This window comes from Micromonospora globispora, from assembly GCF_003857015.1.
GTDB classification, from domain to species: domain Bacteria; phylum Actinomycetota; class Actinomycetes; order Mycobacteriales; family Micromonosporaceae; genus Micromonospora; species Micromonospora globispora.
Map to the genome: position 1 here is coordinate 1 of NZ_QGGF01000128.1, position 920 is coordinate 920.

Sequence of the window (920 nt, forward strand, 5' to 3'; positions counted from 1 at the left end):
GGATGCGGGAGCGCGTCCAGGCCCTCGGCGGGAGGCTCTCCGCCGGCCCTCGCCCGGGCGGCGGCTGGTCGGTGTCGGCCGCCCTGCCCGTCGCCGGCGGGGAGCGTCGGTGACCATCCGGGTCCTGCTCGCTGACGACCAGGCGATGGTCCGCACCGGCCTGCGGATGATCCTGGAGGACCAGCCCGACATCACCGTGGTGGCCGAGGCCGTCGACGGGGTCGACGCCGTGACGCAGGCGCGCCGGCTGCGTCCCGACGTCTGCCTGGTCGACATCCGGATGCCCCGGCTCGACGGCATCGAGGTCACCCGCGCCCTGGCCGGGCCGGGCGTGGTCGACCCGCTGCGGGTCATCGTGGTGACCACCTTCGACCTCGACGAGTACGTCCACAATGCGCTGCGCGGGGGCGCGGTCGGCTTCATCCTCAAGGACGCCGGGCCGGCCCTGCTCGTGGAGGCGGTGCGGGCGGCTGACAAGGGCGACGCGCTGGTCTCGCCGTCGCTCACCCTCCGGCTGCTGCGGCATCTCACCCCGGGCGGGACGCCGGCCAACCGCCGGTTCCTGCCGGCGCTGTCCCGACGCGAGCTGGAGGTGGTGGGGGAGATAGCCCGCGGCCGGACAAACCAGGAGATCGCCGCGGAGCTGTTCATCTCTCTGAGCACGGTCAAGAGCCACGTCGCCACGATCCAGCAGAAGCTGGGGGTGCGCAACCGGGTCGAGATCGCCGCGTGGGCCTGGGAGAACCGGATCGTGGAGGGCCGCTGAGGGTTCACCCCGAGCGCTTTCCCGGTCGGACCCGGAACCTACCCGGATCCTCGCCACGGCGGGCCGGAACTGTCGGTGTCTCCGGATAGGTTCCTCGACATGGGGCAGAGCAGCGACCGGTTCCACGTGGAGATGAGCGTGGGCGACCTGGTGG

At 72.7% G+C, this 920-nt stretch carries 1 protein-coding gene; it reads left to right on the forward strand.

Annotation, left to right across the window (positions count from 1 at the left end):
- Nucleotides 1-109 precede the first annotated feature (109 nt).
- Nucleotides 110-766, forward strand: coding sequence for a response regulator (locus DKL51_RS04620; protein WP_109943042.1), 657 nt, complete (start codon nucleotides 110-112; stop codon nucleotides 764-766).
- Nucleotides 767-920 lie beyond the last annotated feature (154 nt).